Raw genomic sequence first — 18,087 nt, 5'->3', positions numbered from 1 at the left:
CCTCAGCCGGGTAGGCCGGCAGACCAGTCTTTCGACTTCGCCCAATCGAGATGGGACGTGTGCTGCATCCCGAGCAAGTCCCGCGCGTGCCCGGGATCGACCACTAGCGGCGATTCGGGCTGCGCGTTGTACCAGGCGTAGAACCTGGCCATGCCGTCATAGATGCTGAGCGGCTGGACCTCGCGCGACCCGGTGACGAGCTCGCTCATCCGTGCAGCGAACTCCTCCGGCGCGAGGCTCTGGAAGCGCACCGGTCTGCCGATCGCTTCGGTCAGGTTTGCCGCAACTTCATCGCCGACCAGCGCCTCGGGCCCACCGAGCGGGACATGCTGCCCGTCCGCCGCACTCGTCTGGAGCGCGCGGCGCATCGCCTGCGCCACATCCTCCAGGCACACCCAGCTGATCCTGAGCGTCGGCCCGGCGGGATAGGCGAAAATGCCGTCCCGCATGATCAGGGGGCGAGTCCAGATCCGGTACTGATTGTCCATGAAGACGGTCGGCTCGATGAAGACGCACGGAATGCCCGTCTCTTCCAGCGCGCGCTCGATATCGCGCCGGCCATCATGCGCCGAAAGATCGAGATCGTGATCGGCGACGAAACAGGCGGTGTTGAAGACGATCTTCTTGAGGCCCGCACGCTTCGCACCTTCGGCAATGGACCGGCCGAAATGCGCGGCTTTCTCGCGGTCGAACTCGAACGGCAGGTGGAAGGCCGCCGCATCCTGTCCTTCGAACGCCTTCGCCATCGCGCCCGCGTCGGTAATATCGGCATGCACCGTCGGCAGGTCGGGCCACGGCGTGTCGGCCATCGCATTTTCGCGGCGGACGCCCGCGGTCACCGAAAAGCCTTCGCGCAGCAGTTCCTCCACGAGCGGCTGCCCCTGATCGGCAGGGGCTCCAAGCACACAGACTTTCTCGATGGTCATGGTGTCAGGCCTTTTCCGTCACTTCGGCGGCATCGAAATAGTGGATGCGCAGCTCTTTCAGCAGGCCGTCCTCGAAGTTGCCCGCCTCGCACACGGTCTGCTGAAAAGTCTCACCCCCATCCTTCGGCGTCATGGTCAGCGTCAGCACCACCACCGCCCAATGATCCCCGCCGGTGATGTCATGGATGTCGACCTTTGCCTCGGCCCAGGTGCCGTACATCGCCGCCGCGCAGCGCTGGAGCGCGTCCTTGCCGCGCCATTCGCCGCCGAAGGGCAGGCCCTTCGCCTCGTAAAGCACGAAATCGGGATGGAGCAGCGAGGCGACCGTATCCCAGTCGCGCGCACCTGCCGCTGCGTAGACGGCAGAGAGCATTTCACGCAGAGATTTATCGTGGCCCAATAGCTCGATCCCTGACTTCGCTTTCATCGAAGCCCCTATTCGATCGTACCGATAAGATCGCCGACCTTGTACTTCATCCCTTCCTCGCCGGTCGGCCGGATGGTTCCCGAGGCCTGTGCCTCGATCTCCACGGTCGTCTTGTCGGTTTCGGCGGTGTAGATGATCTCGCCCTTGGTGACCTGTTCGCCGTCACCGAACATCCACTCGGAGAGAACAACTTCGGTTGCGCTCATGCCGAGCTTGGGGATGCGTATTTCTTCAGCCACCCGTTCAGTCCTTTCCTACCGATGCCTTGATCTGCTCGACGATCTCTCCCTTGGTGGGGATCCACGCCTGCTCGAGATGCGAGGCGAAGGGGACGGCGGAGAAAGTGCCGCCGATCCGGCGCACCGGACCCTTGAGATCGTCCCAGCATTTCTCCTGGATATTCGCGGCGATTTCCGCGCCGGTGCCGAACGGGCGAACTGCCTCGTGCAGGGTCAGCGCGCGACCGGTCTTACGGACCGAAGCCAGCACGGTTTCCTCGTCGTAAGGCGCGATGGTTCTGAGATCGATGACCTCCACCGAAACGCCTTCCTTCTCCATCTCGCCCGCCACTTCGAGAGCGTCGAGCACGGTGCGGCCATAGGTGATGATCGACAGATCGCTACCCTCTTTCGCCACTGCCGCCTTGCCCAGCGGCACGCGGTAGCCCGGGCCTGGGTCTTCCGAGGTAAGGCCGTAACACAGGATGTTCTCGATGAAGATCACCGGATCGTTGGCATCGATGCTGGCGCGCATGAGGCCGCGCGCATCGGCAGCGTTGGATGGCGTCACAACGTGCAGGCCGGCGACATGGGCGAACCACGCCTCGAGCATGTCGGAGTGCTGACCGCCGAAGCCGACACCGACACCGGTCGTGGTGCGGATCACGAGCGGGCACGGCGTCTGGCCACCCGACATGAAACGCAGCTTGGCCGCGTGGTTGACGATCTGGTCCATGCACACGCCGACGAAGTTCATAAGCATGATCTCGGCAATCGGACGTTGCCCGGCGAGCGCAGCGCCAACCGCCGCACCGACGATCGCGGTTTCCGAGATGGGCGTCGCGCGGATGCGGTTCTCACCATATTTCTCGGTCAGGCCGGACGTGACCTTGAACACGCCGCCGCCCTGCTTCGCGGCGACATCCTCGCCAAGGCAGAACACGCCGTCATCTTCGGCCATCGCCTCGTCGATCGCGAGGTTCAGAGCCTGGGTCATGGTAATCTCGGCCATCAGGCAGTCTCCTCGAGCACGTCTTTGTAAATCTCGTCGGTATCGGGCAGCGGCGCATCGAGCGCATTCTGCACTGCCGCGTCGATCTCCGCATCGATATCGGCCACGATCTTGTCCAGTTCCTCTTCGGTGAACTGGCGTTCGAGCATCACCTTGCGCAGTTTGGGCAGCGGATCTTCCGCCTGCATTTCGGCGATGTGCTCCTTGGGCATGTAGGAGAAGTCCGAGCCGAAGAAGTGTCCCATCATGCGGTAGCACATGGCCTCGACCAGGGTCGGCCCTTCGCCGGCGCGAGCGCGGTCCACCGCTTCCTTCACCGCCGGGTAGACGGCGTTGACGTCGTTTCCGTCGACCGTGACGCCTTTCATGCCGTAGCCTGCTGCGCGATCACTCATCTGCTTCGTATCGGTGTGGTCGGCATAAGCCGTGTGTTCGCCGTAGCGATTGTTCTGGCAGAGGAAGACGACCGGCAGCTTGTAAAGCTGAGCCATGTTCATTGCCTCGTGGAAGCCACCGATATTGGCCGCCCCGTCGCCGAAGCTCACCAGCGTCACGCGACCGTCGCCATTATTCTGGCTCGCCATGGCGAGGCCATTGGCGATCGGAAGCCCGCTGCCGACAACACCGGTGGTCACCATGATGCCGGTATCGGGATCGGTGATGTGCATGGTGCCGCCTTTGCCCTTGCAGGTTCCGGTCGCCTTGCCGAGGCATTCGCCCCACCACTTTTCGATCGGGATACCCTTGGCGGTCTGCTCGCCCTGTCCGCGATAGGTGCAGACGACGTAATCATCGTCTTCGAGTGCGGCCATGGCGGCGGCGGAAACGAGTTCCTGTCCGCGCACGCAGTAATACATGACGGCAACCTTGCCCTGCATCAGAAGCTCGCGGAACTTCTCGTCAGTGCGATTCACCTTCATGGTGCGGGTGTAAATATCGAGCAGCTTGTCGCGGTCGATCTCTTCGGCGATGTCAGCCATCGGGGGACCCTTTCTCGGCTCAGTCTTGCTTAGAATTGGACGCGTTGCGTGAAGCCGCCGTCGACCACGAGGTTCGCGCCCGTCATGTAGGGGACAGCGGGGCTGGCGACGAAGACGATTGCCTTGGCCACTTCCTCGTCATTGCCGAAACGGCCCATCGGCATCTTGGCGAGCGTCGCGTTGAACAGCTCGGGCATGGCACCTTCGATCACTTCCCAGTTGCCGCCGGGATAGTAGATCGCGCCCGGGCTGACGCAGTTTACGCGGATACCCTGTCCGGCGAGCGCCTGGCTCAGCTGCGAGCCATAGGTGATGAGCGCTGCCTTGAGCGCGTTAAAGGCTTGCGGCGCGATGAAGGTCTCGAGCGCAGCGGTCGAGCTCATGAAGACGATCGATCCGCTATCCGACTTTTCGAGATGGGGCGTCAGCGCCTCAACGCCGTTGACCGCGCCCATGATGTCCATGTCGAGACCGTTCTGCCAGTCGCCTGTACCCCCGGTTCCCGAAGAGCTCGCCGTGTGAATGAAGATGTCGCAGCCGCCAAGTTCGCCCGCGGCTTTCTCCAGCCACGCCTTGTAGGCATCACCGCCTGCAGCCATGTCGAAGACCTCGGCGAAGACCTTGCCGTCACCAGCCGCTTCGATCTCGGCCTTGGCGGCTTCGATCTTGTCTTCCTTGCGGCTGAAGAAGGCGACATCGGCCCCTTCCGCAGCGAACAGCTTGAGCGATGCCAGGCCCAGCCCGTGCGCACCGCCGTTCATGATGACTTTCTTGCCCTTGAGACCGAGATCCATAACCGCTTACCTCCACGTGAATTGCGTGAGGCGGGTCTAGCGGAGCGTCCGGCAGCCGGTAATCGTCAAAAGTGTTGGGAGGTTCTGGTCGCGCTCAACTAGCGAAGCGGTAGCGCGATCAGAAAAAATGGTGCCACGAGAGAGAATTGAACTCTCGACCTCACCCTTACCAAGGGTGCGCTCTACCACTGAGCTACCGCGGCGCCTGTTCAAGTGGCGCGCCTATTGTCAGACACGCTCTCAATGTCAAGCGACACTTGAGAACGAAAGCCAATAACGGCAAGGCGTTTCGCATGAGTGAAGACAGCAGCAACAAAATGTCGCGTGAAGAACGCCTCGCTGCAAAATTGCGCGAGAACCTGCGTCGCCGCAAGGCGCAAAGCCGCCAGATAGGCGGCGAATCGGGCGAAAGCGGGGTTTCCAAGCCGAAAGGCAGTAGCTAGGGCGAAGGAAATCTTGATGGGGCTAAGCGCGCCTCCACGGAGATATAATGCCTAAACTGATCCTCGTTCGCCACGGCCAGAGCCAGTGGAACCTCGAAAACCGCTTCACCGGCTGGTGGGACGTCGACCTGACCGAGCGCGGCGTCGAGGAAGCCATGGCGGCGGGCGCCCTGATGAAGGACAAGGGCGTCGAGCCGACACGCGCCTTCACCTCCTTCCAGACCCGCGCCATTCGCACGCTTCATCTCGCGCTGCACCAGTGCAACCGCCTCTGGATCCCGGAGACCAAGGACTGGCGGCTCAACGAACGGCACTATGGCGGGCTCACCGGCCTCGACAAGCAGGAAACCCGCGAGAAGCATGGCGACGAGCAGGTCCATATCTGGCGCCGCAGTTTCGACGTGCCGCCGCCCGAAATGGAAGCAGGCAGCAAATACGATCTCAGCTCCGATCCGCGCTATGCCGGGATCGACATTCCGACCACCGAGAGTCTCAAGCTCACGATCGAGCGGGTGCTGCCCTATTGGGAAAGCGACATCCTGCCCGTGCTGGCGAGCGGCGAGACGGTGATCATCTCCGCCCATGGCAATTCCTTGCGCGCGCTGGTCAAGCACCTCTCGCAGATCTCGGATGACGACATCACGGGGCTCGAGATTCCCACCGGCCAGCCGATCATCTATGATTTCGACGATGGTATGCGCCCGGGTGAACGCTATTACCTCAAGGACAGCTGAGCAGGGCTGAAAGGGATCAGAGGATGGGGTCAAAGGTAGCCATCGTGATGGGAAGCCAGTCCGACTGGCCGACCATGAAATGTGCCGCGAAGGTGCTCGAAGAGCTCGAGGTCGAGCATGAGGCGCGGATCGTTTCCGCCCATCGTACGCCCGACCGCATGAGCGCCTTTGCCAAAGGTGCGGAGGGCGAAGGCTTCGACGTCATCATCGCGGGCGCCGGCGGTGCAGCGCATCTTCCCGGCATGATCGCGGCGATGACCCACCTCCCGGTGCTTGGCGTGCCGGTAAAGTCCAAGGCGCTGAGCGGTCAGGACAGCCTGCTCTCGATCGTGCAGATGCCCGCCGGCGTTCCCGTCGGCACGCTCGCCATCGGCGAGGCTGGCGCGACCAATGCGGGGCTCATGGCGGCGGCCATCCTCGCGCTGCATGACGAGGACCTGTCCGAACGCCTGCAGGACTGGCGCGCGGCGCGCAGCGCTGCCGTGGCGGAGCGTCCGACCGACTGATGGCGCAAGACAGTGTGATCAAGCCGGGCTCGACTATCGGCATCCTCGGCGGCGGCCAGCTCGGCCGCATGATGGCCATGTCCGCCGCACAGCTGGGCTACAAGGTGATCGGCTACGCGCCCGAGGGTGACACTGTCGCCGAGGACGTGTGCCATGATTTCTTCGCCAATGGCTGGGGCGACAAGCCGGCGTTGGCCGCCTTTGCCAGCAAGTGCGACGTCGTGACCTGGGAGTTCGAGAACGTTCCGGTTTCAGCGGTCGAGATGATCCCGCCGCAGATGCTCGCGCCCCACCCGCGCGCGCTCGAAGTGGCGCAGGACCGGCTCAAGGAAAAGCGTTTCGTCGAAGGATTGGGCGGCACGCCTGCGCCCTATGCCTCGGTCGATTCGGACGCGGAGTATCGCGATGCCGCAGGGCGGATCGGCGCTCCCGGCATCCTCAAGACCTGCCGCGAAGGCTATGACGGCAAGGGGCAGTGGCGCGTCGCGACCGACCGCGATGTGGACAGCGTCCGCTTCCCCGGGCGCTCCTGCGTCTACGAAGGTTTCGTCGATTTCGAGGCCGAGTTTTCGGTCATTCTCGTGCGCGCGAAAGACGGCGAAGTGCGGTTCTGGGATTCGACCCATAACGTACATCACGCAGGCATGCTCTCCACCTCCACCCTCCCTGCACCCGCCATCGTAGGCGAGCAGGTCGAGGAAGCGCGCGGCCTCGCGAAAAAGGTTGCCGAAGCGCTCAACTACGTCGGCGTTCTGACGCTGGAGTTCTTCGCCACGGCCAAGGGGCCGGTGTTCAACGAGATGGCTCCGCGCGTCCACAATTCGGGTCACTGGACGATCGAAGGGGCAGCCACGAGCCAGTTCGAGAATCATATCCGCGCCGTCTGCGGCCTGCCACTGGGCGATACCACCACGCGCTTCGCCAGCATCGAGATGCGCAACATCGTCGGCGCAGAAGCGCTTACCGCGCATGAAAAGCTCGCTGATGATGGCGAGGCGCACCTCCACCTTTACGGCAAGTCCGAAGCGCGCGAGGGCCGCAAGATGGGTCACTGGACGCGCGTCGGCCAGGCGAGCGCCTGATGCCCGAAAAAGGCCTGTTCCTCATCTATGCGCGCGCCGCCAATGGCGCGATCGGCAAGAACGGCCAGCTCCCCTGGCACCTTCCCGCCGATCTCAAGCATTTCAAGGCCATGACGATGGGACCCGAAGGCGAGGGCCTGCCGATGATCATGGGTCGCAAGACCTTCGAGAGCCTTCCCGGCCTTCTCCCCGGTCGCCGCCATATCGTGCTGACGCGCCGCGAACGCTGGGACAGCACCGGGGCCGAAGTCGTCCGTTCGGTGCCGGAAGCGATCGCTCTCGCCCGGCGCGACGATCCGGATACGCAAATCGCGGTGGTCGGCGGCGCGGCGATCTATGACGTTTTCCTCGACCGTGCCGAACGCGTGGAGCTGACCGAGGTCCATGCAGAGTTTGACGGCGACACCTTCATGCCGGAGCTCGGCGCCGAATGGGAAGTCGCCGCACGCGAGGAACACCCCGCAAAAGGCGACAGACCGGCCTACAGCTTCGTCACCTACACCCGCTGCGAGGTCGCTGTCTGATGCGCTGGCTCGATCATCGCGACGAGGTGCCCGAGGCGCTGCGCGGGGCGGTCATCGCGCTCGGCAATTTCGACGGGTTCCACAAGGGGCACCAGGCGGTCGCGGGCGAAGCAATCGACTGGGCGCATGCGGAGGGCCGCCCTTCGATCATCGCCACTTTCGATCCGCACCCGGTGCGTTTTTTCAAGCCCGATGTCCCGCCCTTCCGCCTGACGACGCTCGAACAACGGCAGGAACTTTACCTCGCGGCGGGCGCGACCGCGATGCTGGTGTTCCACTTCGACGGCGAACTGGCAGGCACCAGTGCGGAAGACTTCATCACCGAAATCCTCGTGAAGCGTTTCGGAGCGCATGGCGTGGTGACCGGCGCGGACTTCACTTTCGGCAAGGGTGCGAAGGGCAATGTCGATCTGCTGCGCACGCTGGGCGGCGAACACGGGTTGCAGTCGCGCGTCGTCGAAGCGGTCTCGGATGGCGAGGCGGTCGTCTCCTCCAGTCGCATCCGCGAGGCGCTGCGAGAGGGCAAGCCGGAACTGGCCGCCGAACTGCTCACCCGGCCCTTCGCCATTCGCGGCATCGTCGAACATGGCGACAAGCGCGGGCGCACCATCGGCTATCCCACCGCCAACCTCGCGATCGACAAGTATCTGCGCCCCAAATACGGGGTGTATGCCGTGACAGGCCGGATTCTCAGCACGGGGCAGGAATTGCAGGGCGCGGCCAATATCGGCGTGCGGCCGCAGTTCGAACCGCCCAAGGAACTGCTCGAACCCTATTTCTTCGATTTTTCCGGCGACCTTTACGGGCAGGAAATCGAGGTGGCCTTCCACCATTTCCTCCGTCCCGAAGCGAAGTTCGACGGTCTCGACGCGCTGATCGAGCAGATGGATAAGGATTGCGAGAAGGCCCGCAGGCTGCTCGCATGAGAACATGGCTGCGGCGCGGTGCCTTCGCTTTGGCGCTGGTTTTCCTGATCCTCACGCTGGTCAACGCCAGCTGGCTTGCGCCCGAACCTGCGGGTGGTCCCAAGGTGATCGCGCATCGCGGCCTTTACCAGCTGTACGATCGCACGGGGCTTGAGCGCGACACCTGCACCGCCGACCGCATCGACCCGCCCTATCACGACTATCTCGAAAACACGCTCCCCGGCATTCTGCGCGCGCAGAAACTGGGTGCATGGATGGTCGAGGTCGATATCGCCCCGACAGCGGATGACGAACTGGTCGTCTTCCATGACTGGACGCTCGATTGCCGCACGGACGGAACGGGGCCGGTGCGCGAGGCGACACTTGAAGAGCTCAAGGCGCTCGACGTGGGCTATGGCTACACCGCCGATGGCGGCAAGACCTTCCCCTTCCGCGGCGAGTTCGTGGGCGCGATGCCGACTATCGAGGACGTAGCCAGCGCCCTGCCCCGGCGCGGGCGGATGATGATCAACTTCAAGTCGAAGGACGCGCGCGAGGCGGATCTGCTGGCCGCGAAACTGAAAGCGGCGGGCCGCGATCCCGTCGCCGCAGGGGACGCGTTCTATGGTCACGAGGCACCGATTGCCCGCATCCGCGAGCTCTACCCCGAGGCATGGTCATGGAGCATGCAGGGGGCCGAGGCCTGCAGCCGCGACTATATCGCGCTGGGCTGGAGCAGCTATCTGCCCGAAAGCTGCCGCGGCGAAACCATGATCGTCCCGCTCAATCGCCAGTTCGCCTTCTGGGGCTGGCCCAATCGCCTGATCGCGCGGATGGAGGAATATGGCGGCAAGGTGATCGTGGTGGGTCCGCTCGGCGACAATGCGCCGCGCGGGCTGACGCTGCCCGAACAGCTGGGCGAGATCCCGTCCACTTTCAATGGCTATGTCTGGGTGGAGGACGCCTTCACCATCGTGCCCGCGCTGATCACCCGCTTCGATGACCGCAGTCAGGCGGAGATCGACGCCGCCCAGGCGGCGCTCGAACGGCGGCGCGACGCGCAATAAGGGTTCCCCGCGCGCGAGGGATGTTCTAACGGCGCTCCCCTATGTCTGAAAAGCGCGACAACCAGAGAGACTACCGGGACACGGTCTTCCTGCCGAAGACGGATTTCCCGATGAAGGCCGGCCTTCCTCAGAAGGAGCCCGGCATTGCCGCGCGCTGGGCCGAGATCGGCCTGTATGAAAAGCTGCGCGAAAGCCGCAAGGGGCGCGAGAAGTTCATCTTCCACGACGGGCCGCCCTACGCCAATGGCGACATGCACATCGGGCACGCGCTCAACCACACGCTGAAGGACATGGTCTGCCGCACGCAGAACCTGCTCGGCAAGGATTCGCCCTATGTGCCCGGCTGGGACTGCCACGGCCTGCCGATCGAATGGAAGGTCGAAGAGCAGTACCGCAAGAAGAAGAAGGAAAAGCCCGTCCTCACCGGTCCCGAGCGGAACGAGGAAGAGGTCTTTGCCTTCCGCAACGAATGCCGGGCCTTCGCGCAGCACTGGGTCGATGTGCAGCGCGAACAGCTGAAGCGCCTCGGCATCATGGCCGATTGGGACAATCCCTATCTGACCATGCAGAAGGAAAGCGAGGCGGTCATCGTCGCCGAGCTGATGAAGCTGGCCGAGGCGGGCAATCTCTATCGCGGGTCGAAGCCTGTGATGTGGAGCCCGGTCGAACAGACCGCTCTGGCCGAAGCCGAGGTCGAATATGAGGACCTGACGGATTCGCCGCAGATCGACGTGGCCTTCGAGATCGTGGAATCGCCGATCGAGGAACTGGTCGGCGCTCAAGCAGTGATCTGGACGACGACACCGTGGACGATCCCGGTGAACCAGGCTTTGGCCTATGGGCCGGACATCGATTACGTGCTTGTCGCTCTCGATGCCGAGCCGGAAGGCTACGGCGCCGGATCGCATCCCAGCGCCGAGCCGGGCACTCGCTCGCAGCTCGGGCGCAGAATGTTGGTCGCAAAACCTCTGCTCGAAAGCGTGGTCGCCCGCATGCGCGTGCTGGTTCACGACAAGGTCGAGGCGGCATCGGACGAGGCGGACGAAAACCTGCTCGTCCCGCATGAAATCATGAGCATCAAAGGCTCAGACCTTGCCGGAACCAAAGTCCGCCACCCGATGCACCATCTTGGCGGGTTCTACGCCAAACCGCGTCCTTTCCTTGAGGGCGATTTCGTCACCACCGACAGCGGCACCGGCCTCGTCCACATGGCGCCCGACCACGGCGAGGACGACTTCCTGCTCTGCAAACAGCACGGCATCGAGCCGGTCTTCGCGGTCATGGCGGACGGGCGCTATCGCGACGACTGGGCATGGCTCGGTGCCGATGACCTCGACGACGAGGGCAAGGAACGCCGCCGCAGCGTCATCAACAAGCCGTTCAACGCTCCCGACGGGCCGATCTGTTCGGACTTGCGCGAAGCGGGCGCGTTGCTCAGCGCCTCAGCCGACTACGCGCACTCCTATCCGCACAGCTGGCGCTCGAAAGCCAAGGTGATCTTCCGCGCCACGGCGCAATGGTTCGTGCCGATGGACAAGGACCTCGGCGACGGTGCCACGCTGCGCGAGCGCGCGGTTCAGGCCATCGCCGACACGCGTTTCATTCCGGAAAAAGGCCGCAACCGTCTCGGCGCGATGGTCGAGGGGCGTCCCGACTGGGTGTTGTCGCGCCAGCGCGCCTGGGGCGTGCCGATCACGCTGTTCGTGCGGCCCGACGGCTCCTATCTGCAGGATGCCGAAGTCAACGCGCGAGTCGTCGCCGCGGTGCGCGAAGAAGGCATGGACGCCTGGAGCGAGGCACGCAAAGCTGAGTTCCTCGGACCCGATCACGATCCGGCCGAGTACGAGATGGTCACCGACATTCTCGACGTGTGGTTCGATTCGGGCACGACCCATGCCTGGGTGCTCGAAGGCGACCGCTGGCCCGAATTGCACTGGCCCGCCGACCTCTATCTCGAAGGCAGCGATCAGCATCGCGGCTGGTTCCAGTCCTCCCTGCTCGAAAGCTGCGCCACGCGCGGCCGCGCGCCCTTCAACCAGATTCTCACCCACGGCTTCACCATGGCGAGCGACGGGCGCAAGATGTCGAAGTCGCTCGGCAACACGATCGATCCGTTGAAGGTCATGGAGCAATATGGCGCGGACATCATCCGCCTGTGGGCGCTCTCGGTCGATTTCACCGAAGATCACCGCATCGGCGATGAAATCCTGAAAGGCGTCGGCGACCAGTATCGCCGGTTGCGCAACACCTTCCGCTATCTGCTCGGCGCGCTCGACGGGTTCGTCGGCGACATGGGCGATGCGGGCGAGATTCCGGAGCTGGAGCTTTACGTGCTCTCGCTGCTGTCCGAACTCGACGGCAAGCTGCGCACAGCGGTCGAGGAATACGACTTCAACGCCTACACGCGCCTGCTGGTCGATTTCTGCAACGAGGACCTTTCGGCGTTCTTCTTCGATATCCGCAAGGACACGCTCTATTGCGACGGGCCGGACAGCGACACGCGCAATTCCTATCGCACCGTGCTCGACCTGCTGTTCCACGCACTGGTGCGCTATGCCGCGCCGGTGCTGGTCTTCACGGCAGAGGAAGTGTGGCAGACCCGCTATCCCGAAGATGGCGAGCAGCAAGGCAGCGTCCACCTGCTCGAATGGCCGAGCGTGCCACAGGTCGCTGCAGACCGCGCCAAGTGGGATGCGCTGCGCGATCTGCGCGAGCGCGTGAACGAAGCGATCGAGCCGCTGCGCCGCGACAAGGTGATCCGCTCGAGCAACGAAGCGAGCGTGACCGTTCCCGCCGCCGCCGTGCCCGAAGGCATCAGCGACGAACAGCTGGCCGAGTTGTTCATCACCGCGTCAGTGACGCGTGGGCAAGGCGGCGAAGTGACCGTGACCAAGTCCTCCCACCACAAATGCGGCCGGTGCTGGCGCCTGCTTCCCGAAGTCGAGGAAGACGGCGCGCTGTGCGACCGCTGCGATAGCGTGGTCGAGCAGCTGGACAGCGCGGCATGAGCGGCCTGTTCACCCGCAACCGGATCATCGGGCTGGTCGTGGCGGCGGCAATCTTTGCCGTCGACCAGTTCATCAAATGGCTGGTGATCGAGCCGCTGCGGCTGCGCGAGGTCTATCTGATCGAGCTGCTGCCGTTCTTCGATTTGCGCTATACCGAGAACCGCGGCGTATCGCTCGGGTTGTTCGAAGCGACCAGCATGGAAATGCGCTGGCTGCTGGTTGCCGTGACTGCGGTCATCGCGCTGGTCGTGCTCGTATGGATGATGCGGGAGAAGGCGCTCGCCGACATAGTCGGACTCGGCATGATCCTTGGCGGAGCGCTCGGCAACATCCGCGATCGCTACTTGCTGAGCTACGTCATCGACTATGCCGATTTCCATATCGGGGATTTCCGCCCCTTCCTCATTTTCAATGTCGCCGATGCCGCTATCACCATCGGCGTCGTGATTATCCTTGCCCGCTCCTTCTTCGTGCGCGAAAAGGACGCGGAAACACATGAGCCGGCGAAGCAGCCGGCGGAGAGCTGAATAATGCGTAACCTCAAGAGCCTCGTCCTGATCACCGCCACGAGCGCCATGCTGGCCGGCTGCGGCGGCGGCGGTTTCCTCAATCGCGAGCGTCCCGACGAGTTTGCCGTGCAGCGGCAGGCGCCGTTGGTGGTGCCGCCCGATTTCAATCTCGTCCCGCCCGCACCCGGCGCCCCGCGCCCGACCGAAGGCACGGCGGCCGAGCAGGCGCTCGAAGCGCTCTTCGGCGGTCCGGCACCGCGTTCGGGTGTCGAGACGAGCGCGCTCGATCGCGCCGGTGCAGCAGATGTCGGCATCCGCTCGACCATTGGCGATCCGGAGACCAACACCGTGGCCAAGGGCCGCGTGACCCGCGACATCATCGCCGCACCCGAGGGTGACGGTCAGGCGGCACAGGTCGTTATTTCAGGGTAGTTTTCGAGTGAACCCGCATCCGCGGGTTCATCCCAGCCGAATTGCGCGCATCTCATGGTTGGCACCTGGCGGTAAAGTGCGCCTCAGATATCCAGCAATGTGACGGGCCACGACCAGTGGCCCGCAAGGCCAATCGGCCGCCCGCAGCACCGAAGGTGCGAGGATATCGCGAGCGCGGATGCGCTTGCGGAAGACAAAAATCAGCCTTCCTTGCTCACCAGCAACTTGTCGATGCGGCGGCGGTCCATGTCGACCACTTCGAACTGCCAGCCCTGATCGGTGAAGCTGTCACCTTCGGTCGGCAGCCGTTTGAACACGTGAAGCGCGTAGCCCGCCGCGGTGCCGAACTCCCGGTCATCGGGATATTCGAGGTTCAGGCGGTCGGCGAGAGCATCGGCTGAATAGGTGCCCGATACGAGCATCGAGCCGTCCTTGCGCTCGACGATCTGCGGGGCATCGCCCTGGTCCTGATCGCTGGCGAAAGTGCCCACCAGCGCGGTGAGCAGGTCCACCGGCGTCACGATCCCGTCGAGGTGGCCATATTCGTCATGCACCATCGCCATGGCGACGTCGGACTGCTGCAATACGCGCAGCGCGTCCATCGCGTCGAGCTGGTCGGGCACGACTTCGGCTTTCTTCGTGAGTTCGGACAGCACGGGAGTCTCGCCGGCGACGAATGCGGCGAGCAGTTCCTTCACCTTGACCACCCCCACGATCGTGTCGGGCGAGCCATCGGCCACCGGCAGCAGCGAATGCGGGCTTTGCTCGATAACCTTGCGGATCGCCTTCTCGTCCGCGTTGATGTCGATCCAGTCGATCTCGGTTCGCGGGGTCATCATTTCGCGCACGGGACGCTCTGCAAGCCGGACGACGCCGGTCAGGATCTGGTGCTGATCTTCCTCGATCACGCCCGAGCGGGTCGCTTCGGCGAAGATCATGTGCAGTTCTTCTGCCGTGACGGAGGATTGCCCGCCCGGCCTCAGGCCGAACAGGCGCACGAGGACGCCGGAGGACCTGTCGAGCAGCCATACCAGCGGCGCGGCGATGGTCGCCAGAAGCGCCATCGGACGCGCCATGACGATGGCAATCGGGACCGCAGACTTCAGCGCCAGCTGCTTGGGAACCAGTTCGCCCACGACCACGCTGAAATAGGTGGTCAGGGCGATGACGGTGATGAACGCGACTTCGCCCGAGACATCCGCTGGCACGCCCAGCGCGGCAAGACGCTCACCCACAGGCCCTTCAAGGCTCGCGCCCGAGAACGCGCCGGTAATGATCGCGATCAGAGTAATGCCGATCTGGACGGTCGAGAGGAACTTGCCCGGATCGGCGGCCAGCGCAAGCGCGGTCCCGGCACTCGCAGAGCCCTTCTCACGCGCGGCCTTGAGGCGCGCAGTCTTCGCCGAAACGATCGCCAGCTCGGACATGGCGAAGACGCCATTGAGCACGATCAGGCAGGCGATAATGACGAGGTCGGTCCAGGGAAAGGGTGTCACGCCCAATGCGCTAGCACAATTCGTGACGCGCGCCAGCTATTGTAACGTCCTGTTTCACTCGTTTGCGGAACAGGAGAGGTTCATGTTCGTTGGCATTTTATCCGGTGTCTCGGAGAACTCCGGGTGCCCAAACTGTCGCAAGACGACCAAATAGGAAGGGGACTGCCCCATGAAAAAATCGAAAATGATCCTGTCGAGTGTCGCTGCTCTTTCGCTGATCGGCACGACTGCCTGTGTAACCGACCCGAATACGGGTGAGCGCAAGGTCTCGCGGACCGCCATCGGCGGTGTCGGCGGCGCTGTGCTGGGCGGATTGCTGGGCGGCGCGATCGGCGGCAAGACGGGACGCATCATCGGCGCAGTCGGCGGCGCGGCTGCCGGCGGTTACGTCGGATATCAGATGGACGAACAGATCAAGGAACTGAAGGAACAGACTGCTGGTTCCGGCGTCGATGTCACCGAAGTCGACAATGGCGAAGCGATCCTGGTCAACCTGCCCGACGGCGTGACCTTCGATGTCGGCAGCTACACCATCAAGCCGGCCTTCCGCCAGACGCTGGACTCGGTCGCGGACAGCCTGATCCAGTATCCCAACTCGATCATCGACGTTTACGGCCACACCGATTCGACCGGTTCGGACGCGTTCAACCAGCGCCTGTCCGAACAGCGCGCGCAGGCGGTCGCCAACTATCTGATTTCGCAAGGCGTCTCGTCGGCCCGTATCAAGTGGCAGGGCTTTGGCGAAACCATGCCGATCGCCGACAACGACACCGAGTACGGTCGGGCGCGCAATCGCCGTGTCGAAATCAAGATCATTCCCTTTGACGAACAGGATGTTCGTGAGGCACAAGCTGCACAAGGCAACTGACAAATCACGAAGGTCATTGTCTTGAAATGACTAACGGGCTGGTCCGGCGACGGATCAGCCCTTTTTCATGGCCGAGAGCCGACTGACCCGATCAGCCAGTCGCTCGACCGCGTCGTGATGGATCTGCGGCGAGCTTGCCAGCAGGCCGAAGGCACGCGGATCGCGCTTGTTGTAGGCGAGCGGTCCTCCGAAGGCATCGGTCACCTCGGCGCCCGCCTCGCGCGCGATCAGGGCCGCCGCGCCGATATCCCATTCGAAGCCCCAGCGCAGGGTCGCGACGAGGTCCGCCTCGTCAGCGGCGACCATGGCAATCCGCAGGGCGATGGAATTGGGCTTGTAGACGATCTCGAGATCGCGATCTTCCTTGGGCAAGGCATCGGTCGGGACCCGCGCTCCGGCAAATGTCTCGCGCACCGAGGCCCTGAGCGGTTCGCCATTGCGCCGCGCACCCTGCCCCGCAACCGCGATCCATTCCTCGCCTCTCGCCGGAGCGCTGAGCATCCCGATGAGCGGGCGGCCCGAGCTGATCAGCGCGACCGAGACTGCCCAGCCGGGCCTGCCGCGCAGGAAGTCGCGTGTGCCGTCAACCGGATCGACCAGCCAGATCAGCCCTTTGCCAAGGCGCGAAGGATCGTCGGCGGTCTCCTCCGAAAGCCAGCCGGCCGACGGGAGCAACGCGCCCAGTTCGCGCTTGAGGAAGGCATCGACTTCCAGATCAGCCGCGCAGACGGGCGAGCCAGGCTCCTTCTCCCAGCTTTCGACCTCGTGCCCCGCGCCCGGCCACTGGCCATGCGCGATGCGTCCGGCTTCGCGGACGATCTCTTCAAGGCGATCACTGTCTATCATTTGGATAGGTTCGGCCCCTGCAACAGCATTGGCCACTTTTCAAGATGGCCAATCCATGCTTAGGGCCTGCCGAGCCAAACCGACAGAATCTCGAACAGGAAAGCCTCTCCATGAATATCCACGAATACCAGGCCAAGGAACTGCTCGCGAAATACGGCATCGGTGTACCGACCGGTTATGCCGCGATGACTGTTGAAGAGGCAGTCGAAGGCGCGAAGAAGCTTCCCGGACCCTTGTACGTGGTGAAGGCACAGATCCACGCCGGCGGCCGCGGCAAGGGCAAGTTCAAGGAACTCGGGCCCGATGCCGGTGGCGGCGTGCGTCTGTCCAAGAGCATCGAGGAAGTCGAAACCAACGCCCGCGAAATGCTCGGCAACACGCTGGTCACCATCCAGACCGGCGAAGAAGGCAAGCAGGTCAATCGTCTCTACGTCACCGACGGCGTCGACATCGCCAAGGAATACTATCTCTCGATGCTGGTCGACCGCGCAACCGGCCGCGTCGCCATGATCGCTTCGACCGAAGGCGGGATGGATATCGAAGACGTGGCGCATGAAACGCCCGAGAAGATCACCACGATCACCATCGACCCGGCGCAGGGCTTCATGCCGCACCACGGCCGCGCCGTGGCCTTCGCGCTGAAGCTGAAGGGTGATCTCAACAAGCAGTGCCAGAAGCTCGCGAAGCAGCTCTACACCGCTTTCATGGACCTCGACATGGAAATGCTCGAGATCAACCCGCTGGTCGAAACCAAGGACGAGAAGCTGCTTGTGCTCGATACCAAGATGAGCTTCGACGGCAATGCCATGTTCCGTCACAAGGACGTGGAAGAGCTGCGCGACGTCACCGAGGAAGACCCGGCCGAAGTCGAAGCGAGCGAATATGACCTCGCCTACATCAAGCTCGACGGCAACATCGGCTGCATGGTCAACGGCGCAGGCCTCGCCATGGCAACGATGGACATCATCAAGCTGAACGGCGCCTTCCCGGCAAACTTCCTCGACGTTGGCGGCGGCGCGACGACCGAGAAGGTCACCGCCGCGTTCAAGATCATCCTCAAGGACCCGGCGGTCGAGGGCATTCTCGTCAATATCTTCGGCGGCATCATGCGCTGCGACACGATTGCCGAGGGCATCGTCGTGGCCGCCAAGGAAGTCGATCTCGGCGTACCGCTGGTGGTTCGCCTCGAGGGCACCAATGTCGAGAAGGGCAAGGAAATCCTCGCGAACTCCGGCCTGCCGATCGTTCCGGCCGACGATCTGGGCGACGCCGCGAAGAAGATCGTCGCCGAGGTCAAGCAGGCGGCCTGA

The 18,087-nt window shown here is 63.6% G+C and carries 20 protein-coding genes and 1 tRNA gene; 12 read left to right on the top strand and 9 right to left on the bottom strand.

Annotated features, from left to right (window positions below; genetic code table 11):
* Positions 1–2: 2 nt before the first annotated feature.
* The 7 genes from CCE89_RS06780 to CCE89_RS06750 all read right to left on the bottom strand — a co-directional run bounded on the left by CCE89_RS06780 (position 3) and on the right by CCE89_RS06750 (position 4,560).
* On the bottom strand, positions 3–926 hold the full coding sequence (locus tag CCE89_RS06780) for an SDR family oxidoreductase (RefSeq protein ID WP_086437296.1): 924 nt from the start codon (positions 924–926) through the stop codon (positions 3–5).
* Between the two features lie 4 nt (positions 927–930).
* Positions 931–1,353, bottom strand: coding sequence for a nuclear transport factor 2 family protein (locus tag CCE89_RS06775; protein ID WP_086437295.1), 423 nt, complete (start codon positions 1,351–1,353; stop codon positions 931–933).
* Between the two features lie 8 nt (positions 1,354–1,361).
* Entirely contained in the window at positions 1,362–1,592 is a 231-nt protein-coding gene (locus CCE89_RS06770) for a biotin/lipoyl-containing protein (protein ID WP_086437294.1), read from the bottom strand.
* 4 nt (positions 1,593–1,596) lie between these two features.
* The gene (locus tag CCE89_RS06765) at positions 1,597–2,583 is read right to left on the bottom strand and encodes an alpha-ketoacid dehydrogenase subunit beta (protein ID WP_086437293.1); all 987 of its coding nucleotides are present in this window, start codon (positions 2,581–2,583) and stop codon (positions 1,597–1,599) included.
* Entirely contained in the window at positions 2,583–3,563 is a 981-nt protein-coding gene (locus CCE89_RS06760) for a thiamine pyrophosphate-dependent dehydrogenase E1 component subunit alpha (RefSeq protein WP_086437292.1), read from the bottom strand. The genes CCE89_RS06765 and CCE89_RS06760 overlap by 1 nt, the downstream gene beginning before the upstream one ends.
* A gap of 29 nt (positions 3,564–3,592) precedes the next feature.
* Positions 3,593–4,357, bottom strand: a complete 765-nt coding sequence (locus CCE89_RS06755) for an SDR family NAD(P)-dependent oxidoreductase (protein WP_086437291.1) — start codon at positions 4,355–4,357, stop codon at positions 3,593–3,595.
* Between the two features lie 128 nt (positions 4,358–4,485).
* Positions 4,486–4,560: transfer RNA gene (locus CCE89_RS06750), tRNA-Thr, on the bottom strand.
* 90 nt (positions 4,561–4,650) lie between these two features.
* Between CCE89_RS06750 and CCE89_RS15265 the strand changes: the two genes are divergently transcribed.
* The 10 genes from CCE89_RS15265 to CCE89_RS06705 are packed head-to-tail and all read left to right on the top strand — an operon-like array spanning position 4,651 to position 13,567.
* Entirely contained in the window at positions 4,651–4,800 is a 150-nt protein-coding gene (locus CCE89_RS15265; RefSeq protein WP_159456602.1) for a hypothetical protein, read from the top strand.
* Positions 4,801–4,847: 47 nt separating this feature from the next.
* Positions 4,848–5,534: a 2,3-diphosphoglycerate-dependent phosphoglycerate mutase gene (gene gpmA / locus CCE89_RS06745; RefSeq protein ID WP_086437290.1), complete on the top strand. Its 687-nt coding sequence runs from the start codon at positions 4,848–4,850 to the stop codon at positions 5,532–5,534.
* Positions 5,535–5,557: 23 nt separating this feature from the next.
* Positions 5,558–6,040 (top strand): 5-(carboxyamino)imidazole ribonucleotide mutase, encoded by a 483-nt coding sequence (gene purE / locus CCE89_RS06740; protein ID WP_086437289.1) that lies wholly within the window; start codon positions 5,558–5,560, stop codon positions 6,038–6,040.
* A gap of 14 nt (positions 6,041–6,054) precedes the next feature.
* The gene (locus CCE89_RS06735) at positions 6,055–7,122 is read left to right on the top strand and encodes a 5-(carboxyamino)imidazole ribonucleotide synthase (protein ID WP_086438009.1); all 1,068 of its coding nucleotides are present in this window, start codon (positions 6,055–6,057) and stop codon (positions 7,120–7,122) included.
* Positions 7,122–7,646: a dihydrofolate reductase gene (locus tag CCE89_RS06730; RefSeq protein ID WP_086437288.1), complete on the top strand. Its 525-nt coding sequence runs from the start codon at positions 7,122–7,124 to the stop codon at positions 7,644–7,646. Before CCE89_RS06735 ends, CCE89_RS06730 begins: the two co-directional genes overlap by 1 nt.
* On the top strand, positions 7,646–8,572 hold the full coding sequence (locus tag CCE89_RS06725) for a bifunctional riboflavin kinase/FAD synthetase (RefSeq protein ID WP_086437287.1): 927 nt from the start codon (positions 7,646–7,648) through the stop codon (positions 8,570–8,572). Before CCE89_RS06730 ends, CCE89_RS06725 begins: the two co-directional genes overlap by 1 nt.
* Positions 8,569–9,618 carry a glycerophosphodiester phosphodiesterase family protein gene (locus CCE89_RS06720; protein ID WP_086437286.1) on the top strand — a complete coding sequence of 350 codons (1,050 nt, stop codon included), beginning with the start codon at positions 8,569–8,571 and terminating at the stop codon, positions 9,616–9,618. The genes CCE89_RS06725 and CCE89_RS06720 overlap by 4 nt, the downstream gene beginning before the upstream one ends.
* A gap of 41 nt (positions 9,619–9,659) precedes the next feature.
* Positions 9,660–12,626 (top strand): isoleucine--tRNA ligase, encoded by a 2,967-nt coding sequence (gene ileS / locus CCE89_RS06715; RefSeq protein WP_086437285.1) that lies wholly within the window; start codon positions 9,660–9,662, stop codon positions 12,624–12,626.
* A complete protein-coding gene (gene lspA / locus CCE89_RS06710) occupies positions 12,623–13,153 on the top strand; it encodes a signal peptidase II (protein ID WP_086437284.1) in 531 nt (176 codons plus the stop codon). The genes ileS and lspA overlap by 4 nt, the downstream gene beginning before the upstream one ends.
* A gap of 3 nt (positions 13,154–13,156) precedes the next feature.
* Positions 13,157–13,567, top strand: a complete 411-nt coding sequence (locus CCE89_RS06705) for a DUF3035 domain-containing protein (RefSeq protein ID WP_086437283.1) — start codon at positions 13,157–13,159, stop codon at positions 13,565–13,567.
* Positions 13,568–13,767: 200 nt separating this feature from the next.
* Here CCE89_RS06705 and CCE89_RS06700 read toward each other — a convergent pair whose 3' ends face one another.
* Positions 13,768–15,063 carry a hemolysin family protein gene (locus CCE89_RS06700; RefSeq protein WP_086438008.1) on the bottom strand — a complete coding sequence of 432 codons (1,296 nt, stop codon included), beginning with the start codon at positions 15,061–15,063 and terminating at the stop codon, positions 13,768–13,770.
* A 169-nt stretch (positions 15,064–15,232) separates the two neighbouring features.
* Here CCE89_RS06700 and CCE89_RS06695 point away from each other — a divergent pair, with 169 nt between their 5' ends.
* On the top strand, positions 15,233–15,931 hold the full coding sequence (locus CCE89_RS06695; RefSeq protein ID WP_086437282.1) for an OmpA family protein: 699 nt from the start codon (positions 15,233–15,235) through the stop codon (positions 15,929–15,931).
* 54 nt (positions 15,932–15,985) lie between these two features.
* Here CCE89_RS06695 and CCE89_RS06690 read toward each other — a convergent pair whose 3' ends face one another.
* On the bottom strand, positions 15,986–16,777 hold the full coding sequence (locus CCE89_RS06690) for a 3'(2'),5'-bisphosphate nucleotidase CysQ (RefSeq protein ID WP_086437281.1): 792 nt from the start codon (positions 16,775–16,777) through the stop codon (positions 15,986–15,988).
* Positions 16,778–16,887: 110 nt separating this feature from the next.
* Here CCE89_RS06690 and sucC point away from each other — a divergent pair, with 110 nt between their 5' ends.
* Entirely contained in the window at positions 16,888–18,087 is a 1,200-nt protein-coding gene (gene sucC / locus CCE89_RS06685) for an ADP-forming succinate--CoA ligase subunit beta (protein ID WP_086437280.1), read from the top strand.

The sequence above is a fragment of the Altererythrobacter xiamenensis genome (assembly GCF_900177715.1).
Lineage (GTDB): Bacteria > Pseudomonadota > Alphaproteobacteria > Sphingomonadales > Sphingomonadaceae > Erythrobacter > Erythrobacter xiamenensis.
Note: the sequence above shows the minus strand (reverse complement) of the source record. Positions and strands in the feature narration are given on the sequence as shown.

Bases quoted from the DNA above. Each gene is read 5' to 3' on its own strand.
- CCE89_RS06780 (WP_086437296.1), bottom strand. From the start codon at position 926: ATGACCATCGAGAAAGTCTGTGTGCTTGGAGCCCCTGCCGATCAGGGG.
- CCE89_RS06775 (WP_086437295.1), bottom strand. From the start codon at position 1,353: ATGAAAGCGAAGTCAGGGATCGAGCTATTGGGCCACGATAAATCTCTG.
- CCE89_RS06765 (WP_086437293.1), bottom strand. From the start codon at position 2,583: ATGGCCGAGATTACCATGACCCAGGCTCTGAACCTCGCGATCGACGAG.
- CCE89_RS06760 (WP_086437292.1), bottom strand. From the start codon at position 3,563: ATGGCTGACATCGCCGAAGAGATCGACCGCGACAAGCTGCTCGATATT.
- CCE89_RS06755 (WP_086437291.1), bottom strand. From the start codon at position 4,357: ATGGATCTCGGTCTCAAGGGCAAGAAAGTCATCATGAACGGCGGTGCG.
- CCE89_RS15265 (WP_159456602.1), top strand. From the start codon at position 4,651: ATGAGTGAAGACAGCAGCAACAAAATGTCGCGTGAAGAACGCCTCGCT.
- gpmA (WP_086437290.1), top strand. From the start codon at position 4,848: ATGCCTAAACTGATCCTCGTTCGCCACGGCCAGAGCCAGTGGAACCTC.
- purE (WP_086437289.1), top strand. From the start codon at position 5,558: ATGGGGTCAAAGGTAGCCATCGTGATGGGAAGCCAGTCCGACTGGCCG.
- CCE89_RS06730 (WP_086437288.1), top strand. From the start codon at position 7,122: ATGCCCGAAAAAGGCCTGTTCCTCATCTATGCGCGCGCCGCCAATGGC.
- CCE89_RS06725 (WP_086437287.1), top strand. From the start codon at position 7,646: ATGCGCTGGCTCGATCATCGCGACGAGGTGCCCGAGGCGCTGCGCGGG.
- CCE89_RS06720 (WP_086437286.1), top strand. From the start codon at position 8,569: ATGAGAACATGGCTGCGGCGCGGTGCCTTCGCTTTGGCGCTGGTTTTC.
- ileS (WP_086437285.1), top strand. From the start codon at position 9,660: ATGTCTGAAAAGCGCGACAACCAGAGAGACTACCGGGACACGGTCTTC.
- lspA (WP_086437284.1), top strand. From the start codon at position 12,623: ATGAGCGGCCTGTTCACCCGCAACCGGATCATCGGGCTGGTCGTGGCG.
- CCE89_RS06705 (WP_086437283.1), top strand. From the start codon at position 13,157: ATGCGTAACCTCAAGAGCCTCGTCCTGATCACCGCCACGAGCGCCATG.
- CCE89_RS06695 (WP_086437282.1), top strand. From the start codon at position 15,233: ATGAAAAAATCGAAAATGATCCTGTCGAGTGTCGCTGCTCTTTCGCTG.
- CCE89_RS06690 (WP_086437281.1), bottom strand. From the start codon at position 16,777: ATGATAGACAGTGATCGCCTTGAAGAGATCGTCCGCGAAGCCGGACGC.
- sucC (WP_086437280.1), top strand. From the start codon at position 16,888: ATGAATATCCACGAATACCAGGCCAAGGAACTGCTCGCGAAATACGGC.